We start from the raw sequence: 15,428 nt of genomic DNA on the forward strand, positions 1-15,428 counted from the left end.
TAGCGAAACTCTATTCTTCGAAGGGTGCAATTCTGCTTGGACGCGCCTACAGTGGGCGACATGATTTTTATCGTTGTGAATTACCAAGTTAAGCCGGAGTTTGCCGACGAATGGATGGACCACGTCGCCGAGTTCACCGCTGCCACCCGCGCAGAGGCTGGCAACAAGTGGTTTGAATGGTCCCGCAGCGTAGAAGACCCCAACCAGTACATTCTCGTCGAGGCATTCGATGATGACGCTGGTGAAGCCCACGTCAATTCCGAGCACTTCGCCAAGGGGCTGGAGGCGATGAAGCCGCTGCTCGCTGAGACCCCGAAGATTGTCTCGCAGGTACTGCCAGATAAGCAGGACTGGGATCGCATGGGCGAGCTGCAGGTCGACTAATGTCCTCAGACACCATTCGCGATGGCGCAGCCGCTTCCAGCAGCGACACCTATTCTCTGATTGGACGCGGCCTGCGTATTGGCTCTGCTGTGCTGGCCTCTGCTCTCGTCGTTGGTCTCAGTGCCTGTGGGGACAGCGATGAGGCAGCTTTGGAAGGCAGCCAACATCAGTCAAGCCAGGCGCCGAGTGCTGTTGCCTCCACCGCCGCTATTCGGGATAACTTGGCTCAGCTGGCGGCGGATACTGCGGCGCTGAAGAAAGCATCGCAGGCGCTAATTGCGAAGGAAACGGTCTCGGAAGAGACCCGAAAGATTGCGCAGCAGGCGGAGCCAATCTTTGCTGAAGAGGAATCGCAGCTAGTCAAGACTCTCGGCGTCGATGTCGATCCGTCTGAGACCAAGCTCGACACCGCCACCATGACTCGCCTCGAAAACGAGGAGGGGCCACACGCAGATATGGCTTATCTGACGTTGATGGAAGGCAGCCTGGATAAGATGCTCGGCCAGTGGGAAGAACTGGAAAAGCATGGCGGAAACGACCTGCAAGAATTGGCACGCTCTTCTCAGCAGCAGCTGGAAGATATTCAGCAGGCGCTGGAAAAACGTATGCAGTACTAGCCGCTGCCCAAACCTCGTGGGGGGAAATTCAAGTAAAAAAGTCCTGCAAAGCGTGCCCGGGGAACCGGGGAAGTGAGTAGCGTGTAAATAAAGCCAGTGCGCTGTGATCGTCGTCAAGCGAATGCGCACTCGGATGAAGCACAATGCTGACTAATAGCCCAGAGTAGAAGGTAGGAAAATACGCCAATGGCAAATAGCATCTCGCGAGTAGGTATCGTCGGCGCCGGTCAGATGGGCTCCGGAATTATTGAGGTCTGTGCGAAGGCCGGTAGCGATGTCAAGGTCTGGGAGGCCAAGGAAGAGTTCCTTGAGTCCGGTCGCGCCCGTATTGAAAAGTCGCTGGATAAGGCCGTTTCCCGTGGCAAGCTAGAGCAGTCTGCACGTGACGAGATTCTGGGGCGTATTAGCTTCACCACCAAGCTGGAAGACTTCGCTGACCGTGAACTGGTCATCGAGGCCATCGTGGAGAACCCGGAAGTAAAGGCCAGCGTCTTCTCGCAGCTCGATGAGATTGTTGAGTCGGACGATGCCATCCTGGCTTCCAACACCTCCTCGCTACCAATTCAGTCCATTGCTGCAGCCACCAAGCGCCCGGAGCGTGTCATGGGCCTGCACTTCTTCAACCCGGTTCCGGTTCTGCCTCTGGTAGAGCATGTCGTTACTCTGACGACCGGTGATGTTCAGTCGGAGCGTGCGTACGAGTACGCTTCCGAGGCGCTGGGCAAGACCGTCATTCGCGCTAAGGACCGCTCGGGCTTCATTGTTAACGCTCTGCTGGTTCCGTACATCCTCGGCGCTATCCGCATGCTGCAGGACGGCATCGCTACCGCAGAGGACATCGATGCCGGCATGGTCAATGGCTGTGCGCACCCGATGGGTCCGCTGACTCTGGCCGACATGGTTGGTCTGGACACCATCAAGTTCATTGCCGATGCCATGTTCGATGAGTACAAGGAGCCGACTTACGCGGCACCTCCGCTGCTCAAGCGCATGGTTGAGGCGGGTCACTTCGGCCGCAAGTCCGGACGTGGCTTCTACGACTACTCCAAGTAGTCCACGCTTTTAGCCCCGTTTGGGGCGAGTATTGAATTCTTACCGGTTGACGGGCGTTTATCCCGCCAACCGGTTTCTTTTATGCATTTATCAGTGAAAACCCGGCGTCTGAGGGGGAAAGTTCCCACGATTGGCGCTAGCATCTTGAAAACTTGTTTCTTTTCAACGAGCCGAAACCTCACAGTGCGCTTAACATAAGTGAAGATTTTGTCAGACCTTGGCTTATAGAGCACTTCACAACTGGTGCCTCCCACGCAGCAATCTGGAAAGGAATGTTTCAGTGTCTTCTTTGAAGCCGCACAAGCGCATTGCAACTCGTACTCGCGTCGGCGCTGCTACCGCAGCAGTGGCAGTTGTAATGGGGCTTACGCCGGCAACGGCCGTGGCAGCTCCGGTCAACCCGTTGGCCGAGCTGGGCAACCGCCTGGACTCTGTTTCTGATCTCCCAGCTAATGTGGCCGCTCCAGAGGGAATTAAGCTGCCCGGCGGTGGCTTGGAGGTCCCGGATTCCATTTCGCTGCCATCATCTTCCGGGGAAAACACCGACCCGAATGCGCCGAAGCCAACCTCGTACCGCCCGGACCAGATTGCGCGCGCTTACCCATCGGATGCCGCCACCGATAACTGGTTCTACTTCTACGTTGTGCATCCTTTCGTGGAGCTGGAGAAGAGCCACCCAGAGGTCATGGACCAGAACCTCGAAACGGTCGTCCGCATTAACAACGCTGCCAAGAATGACCCGCAGGCACAGGAACTCGCTCTTGATGACGACTACCTAGACCCACTGGCCAATATTTCCACTGCTTTCGGTGCAAGCCTGGGTCAGCACTTCCGTGATGCCTACGATGAGGATCGGCTGCCGAAGGTGAAGGCCCTGCTGTCCGGCAACCTTGCTCGCGGCGGCGGTCTGGTCAGCTCGACCTTCTTCGAGAAGTACGTCTACGGCTACGATCGCCCGTTTGTGGTGGCGCCGGAGCGCATCGAGCGCTACTACCGCGAAGGCCAGGATGACCCGTACTCGACCACGCCGTCCTACCCGTCGGGTCACACCAACAAGGCTGCATGGACTTCAACCCTGCTGGCCCTAATGTTGCCGGAGGTTGCGCCACAGATTCAGGCGCGTGCGTCCGAGGCCGGTCATTCTCGCCTTGTCATGGGCGTCCACTACCCTCTGGACGTCATGGGCGGCCGCATGATGGGCAACCAGGCCGCAGCTGACCGTTGGGCAGACCCAGAGTTCCGCCCACTCATCGAAGAAGCAATGGATGAGCTGCGTACGGAGCTCGAGTACCGCTGTGGCGACACCATCGCCAACTGCGTTGCCAAGGACACCCCGTACATGAGCACCGCAGCTGCCGTTCAGCAGTACACCGAGCGCATGACCTACGACTTCAAGCAGGTTGGCCCGGCTAATGAGCCAGTTGTTGTTCCGAAGCGTTACGCAGGGTTGCTGGAGACTCGCTTCCCGCAGTTGACTGAGGAACAGCGCAACTCCATCCTTGCTCAGACTGCAATCCCATCCGGTTACCCGCTCGACCGCACCGACGGTGAGGGGCAGCACGTTCGCATGAACCTGGCTCGCGCTCTGGCCGCCAACGTTGTTGTCAACGCCGATGGCAGCGTCACTGTCACCAACTAAAACGTCAACTACAAGCGCAGGGCCGCGTCGAGACGGTCCAGGGCCTCACTGAGGATTTCCGGGGAGGTCGCAAAGTTAAGCCGCACATGCCCAGCCCCGCCTTCGCCGAATGCGAAGCCGGGGTTTAGTGCTATTTTGGCGTTTTCAACCAACCACGCAGCTGGGTCATCACTGTCAACACCAGGCACGTCACCCAAGTCCAACCACGCCAAGAATGATGCCTGCGGCGGGGTAAAGCGAGCCTGCGGCGCAATAGTGGACAAACGTGTTCGCAGAGTCTCACGGTTGGTGCGCAGGACATTGATAAAGTTGTCCAACCAGGGCACACCATCGCGGTAGGCGGCGGTGGCAGCGGCGACACCAAGAATAGAGGCGCCTTCGCGCACAATGAAGGGCAGCTCAAGCCAGGTTTTGGCATCTTCGTCGTTAAAGATAATCTGCGCACACTTGAGGCCAGCGGTATTCCAGCCCTTCGAGGTAGCAGTCACTGTGATAGTCACGGCCGCCGCGGTATCCGACACCGACGCGGTTGGAGTGTGAGTGCCATTTAGAACTACTGGGCCGTGAATCTCGTCTGAGATAACTCGTGCACCAAAGCGAGCGGCTAAATCGGTAATCTCACGCAGTTTTTCGGGGGAGTAGGTAAAGCCGAGAGGGTTATTCGGGTTACACAAGATTAGGCAACCGGCACCGTCGGCGAAGGCGCGTTCGAGGGCGCTGAGATCTGGGCCGTCGGCAAGCGTGGGAATGCACACTGTCTCGCGTCCCAGCGCGGGACCTACCTGGAAGAACGGCATATAGGCAGGAGTGGGGACGACAATTGCAGAATCGGGGCGGGTGAAGCGTTCAACCGCGAGCGTGACACCGCGGACGACGTCGGCGACTGCAAAGATATTGTCGGGGTTCGGGCGCCATCCGTAGCGTGCTGCGGAAAAGTCCGCGGTTGCGGTCGTAAGCGCGGTGATGTCTTGCGAGAGGTATCCGAACTGTTCGCGCTGACACGCCTCGTCGATTGCGGCGCTGACCGCAGGGCAGGTTGTGGCATCGGATTCGGCGACCCACAGTGGCAGCACGTCCGGGGAATATGCGGTCCATTTGACTGTCCCGCGGGAGCGGAGTTTATCGAGGGAGGGGAATGTGACAGCGTTATTTACACTCATAGTTTCCGTGTATACAGAAAAAACGGGAAGTCCGAAGACTCCCCGTTTTATCCAGTAGCTACGGCCACATCAGAAGCAGCCACAGCAATGACCAGCGCTAGGTCAGCCTCAGTGCCTCCTCAGCAGCTGGCAGGGCAGCTTCGCGATCAGCCTTGACCAGCCCCAGACGTGTGCGGCGATCGAGAATATCGTCGACACTGAGAGCTCCCTCGTGCGTCACATGCCAGGCGAACTCGGCGCGGGTGACATCGAGACCCTCCGCTACCGGGGCGAGCGGTCGGTCGAGCGGACAGGATTCGATGACCTCGAAGGATTCGGCACCGTAGCGATTAAACAGCGGCATCGGGATACGGCCTGCAGCGGCAGCGGTGCGAGCGCGGTCGAGCTCCTCCGGCTCGGAGCCCAGCACAGGGATCGTGCGGGTAGAGCACGGGGCAAGCGAAACACCGAGCTTCTCTTCGACCTTATCCACGGTTTGCTCAGCCATAAGACGGTACTCGGTGAGTTTGCCACCAGTAATGGAAATCAGGCCGTTCGGGGCCTCCAACAAGGCGTGTTCGCGAGAGAGGTCAGCGGTGTGTGCCTCGCCGGCGTCGATAAGTGGACGCAGGCCGGCGAAAGCGCCGATGACATCGCCGCGAGTGAGCGGAACCTCGAGTGCCTGGTTGATGACATCGAGCAGAAAAACGATGTCATCCTCCGGTACTTCCGGAATATCCGGGATCGAGCCCGGTGCATCCTCATCTGTCAGGCCGATGTAGACGCGGTTGTGCTCTGCGGGCAGGACAAAACAGAAACGGTTGGTGTGACCGGGCACCGGTACCGTGAGAGAGCCGGTAGGGTTGCCTAGCTTCGCGGCGTCGAGAACCAGGTGTGTGCCGCGAGATGGGCGAATCTTGATGTTCGTCGCCAGTTCGGCTGCCCACACACCAGTGGCATTGACCACAGCGTGAGCAGGCAGCTCGAAGGAATCGCCAGTGAGCTCGTCGATTAGTGTGGCGCTCGTGCCAGAGGCAGTCTCGCAGCGCACCCGGGTCAGAATAGTTGCACCGTAGCTAGCGGCAGTTCGAGCGATAGCGGTGACCAAGCGTGCGTCGTCACGCAGCTGACCGTCGTAGTTGACGTAGCCGAATCTCACCTCGCGCTTACGTACGGTCGGCGAAAGCTGGCTGACTCGGCGGGAACCGACAGTGCGGGACAGCGGCAGGGTAGTGGCGGAGGTACCAGCGATAATGCGCAGGAAGTCACCGGCCAAAAAGCCTAACCGTGGCAAAATTCGGGTCAGCGGTGCAAACTTATCCATCACCGGTACGACCTGCGGCAGGTTATGCACCAGGTGCGGAGCGGTGACGTCGAGCAGCGCACCACGTTCAATAGCTGAGCGGCGAGCGATACCGACATTGCCGCTGGCAAGGTAGCGCAGGCCGCCGTGGGCGAGCTTCGACGACCAACGAGAGGTACCGAAAGCTAAATCCTTCGATTCGACGAGAACGGTATTCAAACCCCTCGATGCTGCATCTAAAGCGATGCCGACACCAGTGATACCGGCGCCGATGACCAGCAGATCAGGGATCGCGCCCTTAGCGGTATCTTCGCGCAGACGATTCAAGTCCGCTTGCCGACGAGCCTTGTTCAAAACCGCAGCTGAGCGATCGCGCTGAGGAGCGTGCGTGGCAGTCATAGTCTTTCTTCCTCGACTTTCCCGAAGACGGTAATAGTGATGAAACGATCTGGCGTACGTGATGAAGTTGTGGAGTGCGTAGTGAGCGTGAACTATTTCGGGGCGTAACCCATTGCAAGGCAATTAGAAATAGACTAAGTTGTTCATTATCAACGACCGGCACGGATATTGATTCAAGAAATCTTTCTTAGTTGCGAATCATTTCCCGGGGATTACAAGGAAGGAGACACCTCGATGGCTATGCACCCAGCGTCCAACCGCTCTGAGTCCATGAACCGAGCTTTCGCCGCTACTGCACCATCGCTGCAGATGTGTTGCTGCTGTCTCCAGTCCGTGCCGCCCCAGACAGGTCGTAACTAAAAAGACGCGCTTAGGCATGTAAAACGCCACGCTGTTTGCGGTCGCACGGACGAAATCGCACCGATTGAGCCGACCCATCCCACCATCCGAGCATTCTCGCTTGGAATTCTAGGAAGAAGCGACAGCGACAATGACCGCAGCACTCGAATCTTTTACCCTTGACGATTACGTTTCACTGTTTATTTATGACGGCCCAACGTCGCCAGAAATCTACGCCAGTGAACTGGTCAGTCTAGCTCGCTAACCGAGGCTGGCGGCTAGACAGGCCGGGTTTTGCCGTGGTCAGCAGCAAATAGCGGTTGGGCCGAAGCTGGCGGCGACAGGGTTAGATCATGTTGCCGTCGTAACGCTCTTCCAAGGAGCGCGGGCCGGTAGCCAACTTGCCCGGGTTGAGGATGCCAGCGGGGTCGAGTTCGTCCTTAATTGCGCGCATGACCTTGGCGAACAATTCGGTGTTCTCCTCGTAGTACTGCGGGCTGTGATCCTGGCCAATGCCGTGGTGGTGCGTGATGGTGCCGCCGAATTTCATTATGGCCTCTGATGCCGCGGACTTGATGTCCATCCACTGCTGGAGAATCTCGCCCTCGGTCTCGCGGAAGAAGTACGTGAAGTACAGCGAGCAGCCGGATTCGTACATGTGCGAGATGTGGCAGAAGACGTACACCGGGGTGCCGTGCTTCTCGCCAGCGGTTTCCATTGCGGAGGCGATTTCGCGGCGCAGTGTAGCGGCGTTATCCCAGGTGGTGGCGGTCTCCAGGGTGTCGACACCGACGCGGCGGGTCATCATGACATCGCGCAGGTACGGCGAGGAGAAGCGGTGGTTAACCCAAGCCATGCCCGGAATGGAGCCCATGCGGACGCACTTCTTGGTCAGCAGGCGACCGGCCAGGCGCTCACGGGTGACGCGGGCGCCGACCGGATCAGTCTGGGCGAAGCCAAAAATCACCATGCACGGGGTATCGATGCCACGCAGCTTCAGGTACTTTGTGACCTTCTCGGACATGCTGGCGGAGCCCAGCTGAGTGAGGCCAAACAGCGTTTCCTTCTCGTCGGAGATGCGCGCTAGGTGCGGGATATTTCCGCTCTGCTCCAACTTGCGCAGCTCTTCGGCGGCTTCCTCAAAGGAGTTGAAGAAGTAGGTGTCGAAGAGCATCTCCTTTTGCGGACGCTGATTTAGGGCAATCGTCACATGCGTGATGATGCCCAGGGTGCCCTCCGACCCCAGGAAAAGCTCACGCGGGTTTGGGCCGGATGCCGACGACGGCATGTCGCGGAACTCCATGGTGCCGGCTGGCGTGACGACGCGCATGCCAATCACATTGCGGTCGATGCGACCGTAACCAGAGGATTCCTGGCCTGCGGAGCGGCAGGAAACCCAACCGCCGACAGTGGAGTACTCGAAGGACTGCGGGAAGTGACCAGCGGTGAAGCCGGCCTTGGACAGCTCCTTTTCCAGGTCGGGGCCGAAAACGCCGGTCTGGGCGGTGACGGTGCCAGCGACCTTGTCAATGTCGATGATCTTGTTAAAGGCGGTCATGGACACTGCGATGGCCTTACCCATGCCTCCGTCAATAGCCTCCACGCCGCCGACGACCGAGGTGCCGCCGCCGAAGGGGACGACTGCAATCTTGCGCTCAGCGCAGACCTTGAACAGGTCCTCGATATGCTTTTCAGTTTTCGGTAGTACAACAGCATCTGGGGCGACATCGAGCTTGGCTGCGCGAAGGCGAACCAGGTCGGGGTAGGAGCGGCCGACCGCGTGCTTGACACGGGTGTCATGGTCGGTGGCGACGGCATCCGCGCCGATAATAGCCCCCAGGGCCTCGACATCCTCGTTGCTGAGGCGACTATCGGAGATGGTGACATCGGCGATATTGCGCGGCGGGTTGTTTGCGTCCAATGACATGCCGATTTCGCGCTGCAGGAGCTTCTCGCTGGCCGCGGTGATTGGCTTGTCGTTGCCGTCAACACCCCAGCCCCACCAGCGCATGCGGTACGGAATCGTGAGCTTGTTAGACATCCTGAGCTTCTCCTTGGGCATCGGTGCTGAGAGCCTGAACTGCGGAATTATGTGTAACTTGTGCAGAAGCACATCTTTACATCTTTGTATTATAGCGGTATTGCGTTACGTTTTCTCGAAAAATGTCAATCATTCTTGGTAGGCTTTAGTTAGGTGCGGTAGCAAAACCGCATAAAGGCCAGTTTCGGCCGGTCAAAAGCCCACGTAAAAGTAGGTAATTCTTCGATGAACGCTAACGACAAAGATCTCAGTTACCCGCTGGGAACAACTAAGATTCGTACCCTCGCTCTGGTCACTAACCCCCACGCCGGTCATGGCGCCTCGCAGATTGCCTCAGCTCGGGCAAGTCGAGTGTTCGCGGATCGCGGTATCGACGTCATCGCTCTACAAGGTGCTAACCCCGACGATGCCCGCAAGCTCATTCGTGAGGTCATCGCCGACGGCCGAATCGATGCCTTGGCAGTTTGCGGTGGCGACGGCATGATTAACCTCGCGATGCAGGAACAGGCACAGACCGGCATCCCCCTCGGTATTATCCCCGCTGGCACCGGAAACGACCACGGCCGTGAATACAATCTGCCGCGTGGCAATGCTCGCGATGCTGCTCATGTTATCGCCGACGGTTTCTGGACAACCACTGACCTCGGCCGCATTACGAGCGCAACAGGGGACCGGCGCTGGTTCGGCACTATCATGTGTGCCAGCTTCGACTCCATTGTCTCCGACCGCGTCAATCAGATGACCTGGCCACACGGCCGCAACCGCTACAACCTGGCCATCGTCCGCGAATTCTTGGCTTTCCACTCCCTGCCATTTCGCATCACGCTTGACGACCATCGGGTTCTCGAAGATCCCATCACGCTGGCCGCTTTCGGCAACACCCGTTCTTACGGCGGTGGTATGAAGATTTGCCCGTCTGCAGACCACTCCGATGGCCTGATGGACATCACCGTCATTGGCAAGGCCGGACGGATCAAGGCCGCCCTTGCTTTCAAGTCCGTATTTGACGGCACCGTTGAAAAAATCGGTGAGGTCAGTACCTATCGCGCTAAGAAGGCTTACGTGGAATATATTGGCCCGCCACGCCAGATGAATGCCTACGCTGACGGTGACCTCATGTTCCCGATGCCAGTTACGGTGGAAGTCGTTCCAGGCGCTGGCCGCTACATCGTTCCCCGTCCGTAAAAGAGCGCAAGGGGGTTCTCGTCGTCAAGCTTTTTCCGCATGCTTGACGACGTCGCGTTACCCCTTGATTCCGTAGCTCTTCAGGCGCAGACGATCCGCCGCAGAAGCCGAGGCCGTCAGGCGCAGCAGCTCGGCGTAGATGCCGTCAGTCTGTGCCAATTCGGCGGGTGCGCCCACCTCGTCGACGTGACCGTCACGCAGCGTAACGATGGTGTCCACATCGGAAATCGTGGACAGGCGGTGGGCGATGATAACCGTGGTGCGCCCCTCCATCAGCTTGTCCAAGCCACGCTGAACTTCGCGTTCTGCCTTGGTGTCCAGCGCTGAAGTGGCCTCGTCCAGGATGAGCAGGGGAGCATCCTTCAAAATTGCGCGCGCAATAGCGATGCGCTGCTTCTGGCCACCCGAGAGCTTCAACCCTCGCTCACCAATAGTGGTGTCGTAGCCGTCGGCGAAGCTGCGAATGAAGTCGTCGGCATTGGCCTTTTTGGCCGCAGCGATGACTTCCTCATCGGTAGCGTTGGGTTTGCCGTAGGCGATGTTCTCCCGAATCGTGCCGGAGAACAGCGAGGAGTCCTGGAACACGACGGCAGAGTCGGCGCGCAGAGTGGAACCGGAAACCTCGGAGACATCCGACCCCAGAACGCGCAAGTGGCCTGCGGTCGGGGCATAAAAGCCGAGCAGCAGGTTGACGATGGTGGACTTGCCGCCACCCGATTCGCCGACCAAGGCGATTTTTTGACCTGAGTACGCCTGGAAGCTGACGTTGGAGAGCACCGGCTTGTCCTCTTCGTAGGCGAAGTCCACTGCATCGAAGTCGACGACGGGAGCGTCTATAGCCTCCTGCTCGGCTGCGCGTTCCAGGGAGGAGCGGTAGACACTGTCGCTGGCGACGTTGGCTGAGGTGGAACCTTCAGCGGTGGGATCGACGTTGCCGTTATTCGCGGTCGCTGCACTGAGCAGCTCCGGCTGCGTGCGGGCCTCTGGGGTGAGTTCCATAACCTTGAAGTAGTCTCGGGAACCGGCGACTGCGCGCTGGGCAGCGTCGACCAAGAAACTCATCATGGTCACCGGTTGGCGCGCCATATTAATCAGCTGAATGAGCATGACCATGGTGCCGATGGAGAACTCACCCGACAAGGTGCGAAGGAAAAGCAGCAGGTAGATACCTGCGAAGATGACGTTCAAAATGCCGCCGCGCAGGGCATCCATGCGGTGCCACCACGTTGACTGCTCGTGGGTCAGGGAGATGGTGCGGCGGAAACGGGAACCAAAGAAAGCAATCTCGCGCAGCTCCGCGGTGAAGGATCGAACAACCTTGACCTGGCCGATGACCTCGGCAAAACGGCCACCGGCGATATCGATTTGTTCGTTTTTCTTGGCTTCAACCTTTTGCCAGCGTCTCGACGTCAATGCGGTGAGCAGGGTGTAGACCGGGAAAACGATAATCAGCAGCACCGCCAGCGGCCAGTAGTACCAAGCAGTGATGGCCAGCACTGCACCGACGGTCAACAACATCGGGAAGAAGTTGTTGGAAAACGCCTGGAGAAATTGCGTGATATTGGTAATCGAGCGTTCCAAGCGGGCGATAATTGTGCCCGTGACCTGGCTGTCGAAATAGCGCTGCGGCAGAGACAGCAGTTTTGCATAGTAACGGGTCGACAGAATCTCGCGCATGCGCGCGGTCATCACATCACCCAGGTAACCACCGATGTTATGCACGATGGTTTGCGTCAGATCGGCAATCAGCAGTCCGATGACCAGCCAAATCACGGTGCGAGTGGTGTTGGACATCGCCGCTTGGCTCAAGCCTTCATCGCTGGACACCGCGCCGACGATGGCATCGGTGGCATCGCGGATGAGGAAAGGGCTAATCAACGACGCGGCGGCGGTGGCCAGCGAACAGATGATGACCCCGATATAGAAAGGCCAGAGCACTCGCGTAGTGGATAGAATTCTGCTGAGCAGACGCACGAAAGACCTCTATCTTGCGGGATGATGACTCCCCGCTATGAAATTACTGCGACAAAAGCCCTATCCTAACAGCGAGCGCACAGCACCAAGCGGCAGTGGCAGCCAGTTGGGGCGGTTCTGGGCTTCGTACAGGCACTCATAGATGGCCTTATCCAGCACAAACGCTTCCAACAGCACCGGGTCGCTGCTGTCGCCATAGCCTTCCAGGAAGGCATCGATATTGCGGCGAGCCCACTGCTCAACACGCTCGGTCGCTGCCTCGGTGTCCTCACGTCCTGTCAGCAGCGGATAGTGAGCGGCATAATCGAAGGATCGAATCATGCCGGCGATATCGCGCAGGCGGTGGTCCGGCAGACGGCGCTCCTCCCACGGGCGCGACGGCTCGCCTTCGAAGTCAATCAAGCGCCATGAGCTTGGAGTGCGCAATACCTGCCCCAAGTGCAGATCACCGTGGATTCGCTGGACGACGGCACCACCTTCCGGTACCGCAGCCTCTGCGCGATTGAAGATAGCCTGCGCTTTATCCTTGACCTCCGCAATTTGTGGCACCACACCAGCGACGAAGTCCAGGCGAGCACGCAGGGGAGCCACCAACTCCGCACCGGTCAGGCGTTCCTTTACCGCGACAGCGGCGGCGAGGCTGCTGTGCACCGAGGCCACTGCTTCGCCGAGCGCACGGGCTTCGGAGGTAAAGTCGGTGCCCAAATCTTCCAGCGGGGTCTGACTGTCGCGGATGGCGTCGCGGACTGCGCCAAGAGCCAGCTCCCAGCCATCGACCGAGTTCGGTGCGAATTCCTGCAGCATGGCGGTGGTGTAGGTGTCCTCGCCAATAGTGGTCTCTACCCAGGAGTAGAGCTCAGGGACGAACTTGCAATCCGCCTGGGCCAGTGCGGCCAGCAGCTCCACATCGGCATTAGTGCCGGGGTAGAGGCGACGGAAGAACTTGCACATCACGCGGTCGTCGAAAATGACCGAGGTATTCGACTGTTCGACTCCCATAGGGCGGCCGGATTCCGGTCGGGGCTGCTCAGAGCCCGGCACACGCCGCAGTTCCATGCGGCCGAGCTTGCCTTCGTCGGAAAGCTTCTGGCCGAGTGCCGTGATGGCATCCGAATCGATCAGAGCGTCGTAGCCGACGATGCCCTCGGCGCGAACCAGTAGGGACTGCTCGTGGCCCTCGGGGACGTCCTGCGCCCAAGCGATGGGCAGCTGATAGGTCGGTGCGGAATGGGCGGTGTGCACTCTCACCAATGCGATATCGACATCGGGACTGTTGGGATTGTCGCGCAGTACGGGGTCAAGCGCGAGGATCTCGACGTGGTCGATGTCTGAGACCTTGTCAGCGAAAAAGCGCATCCTGACCAGTGTGTCTGCCAGCTCTTCGGCAATGAAATCGGCGGTGGGAATAGTCATTTCAGTTCATTCGCCTTTCGGGACTTAAAAGATCACTCTCTATTATCGGCGTTTGTGACGGCATCGGCATTGGCATCGGTGGCGGTGCCAGAGTGCTCGCGTGATGACGTCACCGGCGCGTCCGATATCGCCTGTGCAACCGGGATTGTCAGCGCGGACATTGAGACGCTCGATTCGGCGTTTGTCTCCGGCGGAAGCTGGATTTCGAACCAGTAGAAACCGTGGCCAGGAAGCGTGATTTGGTAGGAATCGGAGCCAATTGTGGGGAAGGGTACCGAACCCGTGAGCTCTACCGGTGTGGCACCGGCGAACTCGGACAGATCTAGTGAGACGGCCGCGGGATAGGAGGACAGGTTGTTGACGCACAGCAGTACTTCGTCGCCGAATGTGCGCAAATAAGTCAGAACAGAGGCCGTGTCGCTGTTTAACTCGCGGAAATCACCGAGTCCAAAAGCCTCATAGCGTTTGCGGACCTGAATTAGTCGACGCACCCAATTCAACAGGGAGTTGGAGTAGCTCGCCTGGTTTTCGACATTGACCGCCTGGTAGCCGTAGGTCGCATCCTGAATAGTGGGCAGGTAGAGCCGACCCGGGTCAGCCTTGGAGAACCCGGCATTGCGGTCGGGCGACCACTGCATGGGGGTGCGCACGCCATCGCGGTCGCCGAGCCATATGTTGTCGCCCATACCAATTTCGTCCCCGTAGTAGAGCACCGGCGAACCCGGTAGGGACAACAACAGGGCGTTGAAAAGCTCGAGTTGGGTGCGGTCATTTTGCAGCAATGGCGCTAGCCGACGGCGAATGCCGATGTTGGCCTTCATCCGTGGATCGTGCGCATACTCGGCGTACATGTAGTCGCGCTCGGCATCGGTGACCATTTCCAACGTCAGCTCATCGTGGTTGCGCAGGAAAATACCCCACTGAGCCGAAGAGGGAATCTCTGGCGTGGACTCCAGGATCTCCGAGATGGGAAAGCGGGACTGCTTGCGCACCGCCATGAAAATGCGTGGCATGAGCGGGAAGTGGAAAGCCATGTGGCATTCGTCGCCACCGACCTCCGGGTCGCCGAAGTATTCCACCACATCGGAGGGCCACTGGTTGGCCTCCGCCAGCAGGACGCGACCCGGGTATTCCTCATCCATGACCTTGCGGCAGCGCTTCAGAAAAGCGTGGGTCTCGGGCAGATTCTCGCAGTTAGTACCTTCGCGCTCGAAGAGATAAGGAACAGCGTCGAGGCGGAAGCCGTCAATGCCGAGATCCGACCAGAAGCGCAGCACATCGAGCATTGCTTCCTGCACCGCCGGATTGTCGTAATTCAGATCTGGCTGGTGGGAGAAGAACCGGTGCCAGTAGTACTGGCCACGCACCGGGTCGTAGGTCCAGTTGGAATCCTCGGTATCCACGAAAATAATGCGTGCGCCCGAGTAGGTGTCCGGGTCATCGGTCCAGACATAAAAGTCGCCGTAGGGGCCGTCTGGGTCGGTGCGTGACTGCTGGAACCACTCATGGCTATCGGAAGTGTGGTTCATCACCAGGTCAGTAATAACGCGGATACCGCGCGCATGGGCCTCGTCGAGAAGCACCTTGAAATCCTCGACCGTGCCAAACTCGTCGAGAACGGCGCGGAAGTCGCGGATATCGTAACCGCCGTCGCGCAGCGGGGAGTCGTAGAAAGGCGGCAACCAGAGGCAGTCAACGCCCAGCCACTGCAGATAATCGAGCTTTTCCGTCAGCCCTTTGAGGTCGCCGGAGCCGTTGTTGTCGGAGTCAAAGAAGGCTCGGACGAGCACCTCATAGAACACCGCGCTGCGGTACCACTCGTAATCTTTCTTGGCGATAGTCATGCATCCCAGCGTAATGACTATGCCGCTAGCCTGCAGAGGGAGTTTTCCTGCGAGATCCCACAAAACCGCGCGAGTCGGCTGTCCTAGGAGACCTCATG

The 15,428-nt window shown here is 58.8% G+C and carries 11 protein-coding genes; 5 read left to right on the forward strand and 6 right to left on the reverse strand.

The window, feature by feature from the left end; translation table 11 throughout:
* Window positions 1–60: 60 nt before the first annotated feature.
* The 4 genes from I6J19_RS06025 (at window position 61) to I6J19_RS06040 (ending at window position 3,693) form a co-directional block, all read left to right on the forward strand.
* Window positions 61–384, forward strand: coding sequence for a putative quinol monooxygenase (locus I6J19_RS06025; RefSeq protein WP_038629105.1), 324 nt, complete (start codon window positions 61–63; stop codon window positions 382–384).
* Entirely contained in the window at window positions 384–1,001 is a 618-nt protein-coding gene (locus I6J19_RS06030; protein ID WP_038626076.1) for a hypothetical protein, read from the forward strand. The genes I6J19_RS06025 and I6J19_RS06030 overlap by 1 nt, the downstream gene beginning before the upstream one ends.
* A gap of 186 nt (window positions 1,002–1,187) precedes the next feature.
* Window positions 1,188–2,054: a 3-hydroxybutyryl-CoA dehydrogenase gene (locus I6J19_RS06035; RefSeq protein ID WP_005510660.1), complete on the forward strand. Its 867-nt coding sequence runs from the start codon at window positions 1,188–1,190 to the stop codon at window positions 2,052–2,054.
* A gap of 280 nt (window positions 2,055–2,334) precedes the next feature.
* On the forward strand, window positions 2,335–3,693 hold the full coding sequence (locus tag I6J19_RS06040) for an acid phosphatase (RefSeq protein WP_038626072.1): 1,359 nt from the start codon (window positions 2,335–2,337) through the stop codon (window positions 3,691–3,693).
* 8 nt (window positions 3,694–3,701) lie between these two features.
* Here the strand turns inward: I6J19_RS06040 and I6J19_RS06045 are convergent, their stop codons facing one another.
* From I6J19_RS06045 to I6J19_RS06055, 3 genes are all read right to left on the reverse strand, one after another.
* Window positions 3,702–4,853, reverse strand: a complete 1,152-nt coding sequence (locus I6J19_RS06045; protein ID WP_038626070.1) for a MalY/PatB family protein — start codon at window positions 4,851–4,853, stop codon at window positions 3,702–3,704.
* 97 nt (window positions 4,854–4,950) lie between these two features.
* A complete protein-coding gene (locus I6J19_RS06050; protein ID WP_038626068.1) occupies window positions 4,951–6,534 on the reverse strand; it encodes a glycerol-3-phosphate dehydrogenase/oxidase in 1,584 nt (527 codons plus the stop codon).
* A 685-nt stretch (window positions 6,535–7,219) separates the two neighbouring features.
* On the reverse strand, window positions 7,220–8,914 hold the full coding sequence (locus I6J19_RS06055) for an FAD-binding oxidoreductase (RefSeq protein ID WP_049181307.1): 1,695 nt from the start codon (window positions 8,912–8,914) through the stop codon (window positions 7,220–7,222).
* A gap of 225 nt (window positions 8,915–9,139) precedes the next feature.
* Between I6J19_RS06055 and I6J19_RS06060 the strand changes: the two genes are divergently transcribed.
* The gene (locus I6J19_RS06060) at window positions 9,140–10,099 is read left to right on the forward strand and encodes a diacylglycerol kinase (RefSeq protein ID WP_187402477.1); all 960 of its coding nucleotides are present in this window, start codon (window positions 9,140–9,142) and stop codon (window positions 10,097–10,099) included.
* 57 nt (window positions 10,100–10,156) lie between these two features.
* Here I6J19_RS06060 and I6J19_RS06065 read toward each other — a convergent pair whose 3' ends face one another.
* The 3 genes from I6J19_RS06065 to treS are packed head-to-tail and all read right to left on the reverse strand — an operon-like array spanning window position 10,157 to window position 15,330.
* A complete protein-coding gene (locus I6J19_RS06065; protein WP_038626064.1) occupies window positions 10,157–12,073 on the reverse strand; it encodes an ABC transporter ATP-binding protein in 1,917 nt (638 codons plus the stop codon).
* 60 nt (window positions 12,074–12,133) lie between these two features.
* Window positions 12,134–13,486, reverse strand: coding sequence for a maltokinase N-terminal cap-like domain-containing protein (locus tag I6J19_RS06070; RefSeq protein ID WP_038626062.1), 1,353 nt, complete (start codon window positions 13,484–13,486; stop codon window positions 12,134–12,136).
* 32 nt (window positions 13,487–13,518) lie between these two features.
* The gene (gene treS / locus I6J19_RS06075; RefSeq protein ID WP_038626060.1) at window positions 13,519–15,330 is read right to left on the reverse strand and encodes a maltose alpha-D-glucosyltransferase; all 1,812 of its coding nucleotides are present in this window, start codon (window positions 15,328–15,330) and stop codon (window positions 13,519–13,521) included.
* Between the last annotated feature and the right edge of the window lie 98 nt (window positions 15,331–15,428).

The sequence above is a fragment of the Corynebacterium amycolatum genome, from assembly GCF_016889425.1.
GTDB classification, from domain to species: Bacteria; Actinomycetota; Actinomycetes; order Mycobacteriales; family Mycobacteriaceae; genus Corynebacterium; species Corynebacterium amycolatum.

Coding starts and splice junctions, on each gene's coding strand:
- I6J19_RS06025 (WP_038629105.1), top strand. CDS start 61: ATGATTTTTATCGTTGTGAATTACCAAGTTAAGCCGGAGTTTGCCGAC.
- I6J19_RS06030 (WP_038626076.1), top strand. CDS start 384: ATGTCCTCAGACACCATTCGCGATGGCGCAGCCGCTTCCAGCAGCGAC.
- I6J19_RS06035 (WP_005510660.1), top strand. CDS start 1,188: ATGGCAAATAGCATCTCGCGAGTAGGTATCGTCGGCGCCGGTCAGATG.
- I6J19_RS06045 (WP_038626070.1), bottom strand. CDS start 4,853: ATGAGTGTAAATAACGCTGTCACATTCCCCTCCCTCGATAAACTCCGC.
- I6J19_RS06050 (WP_038626068.1), bottom strand. CDS start 6,534: ATGACTGCCACGCACGCTCCTCAGCGCGATCGCTCAGCTGCGGTTTTG.
- I6J19_RS06055 (WP_049181307.1), bottom strand. CDS start 8,914: ATGTCTAACAAGCTCACGATTCCGTACCGCATGCGCTGGTGGGGCTGG.
- I6J19_RS06060 (WP_187402477.1), top strand. CDS start 9,140: ATGAACGCTAACGACAAAGATCTCAGTTACCCGCTGGGAACAACTAAG.
- I6J19_RS06070 (WP_038626062.1), bottom strand. CDS start 13,486: ATGACTATTCCCACCGCCGATTTCATTGCCGAAGAGCTGGCAGACACA.
- treS (WP_038626060.1), bottom strand. CDS start 15,330: ATGACTATCGCCAAGAAAGATTACGAGTGGTACCGCAGCGCGGTGTTC.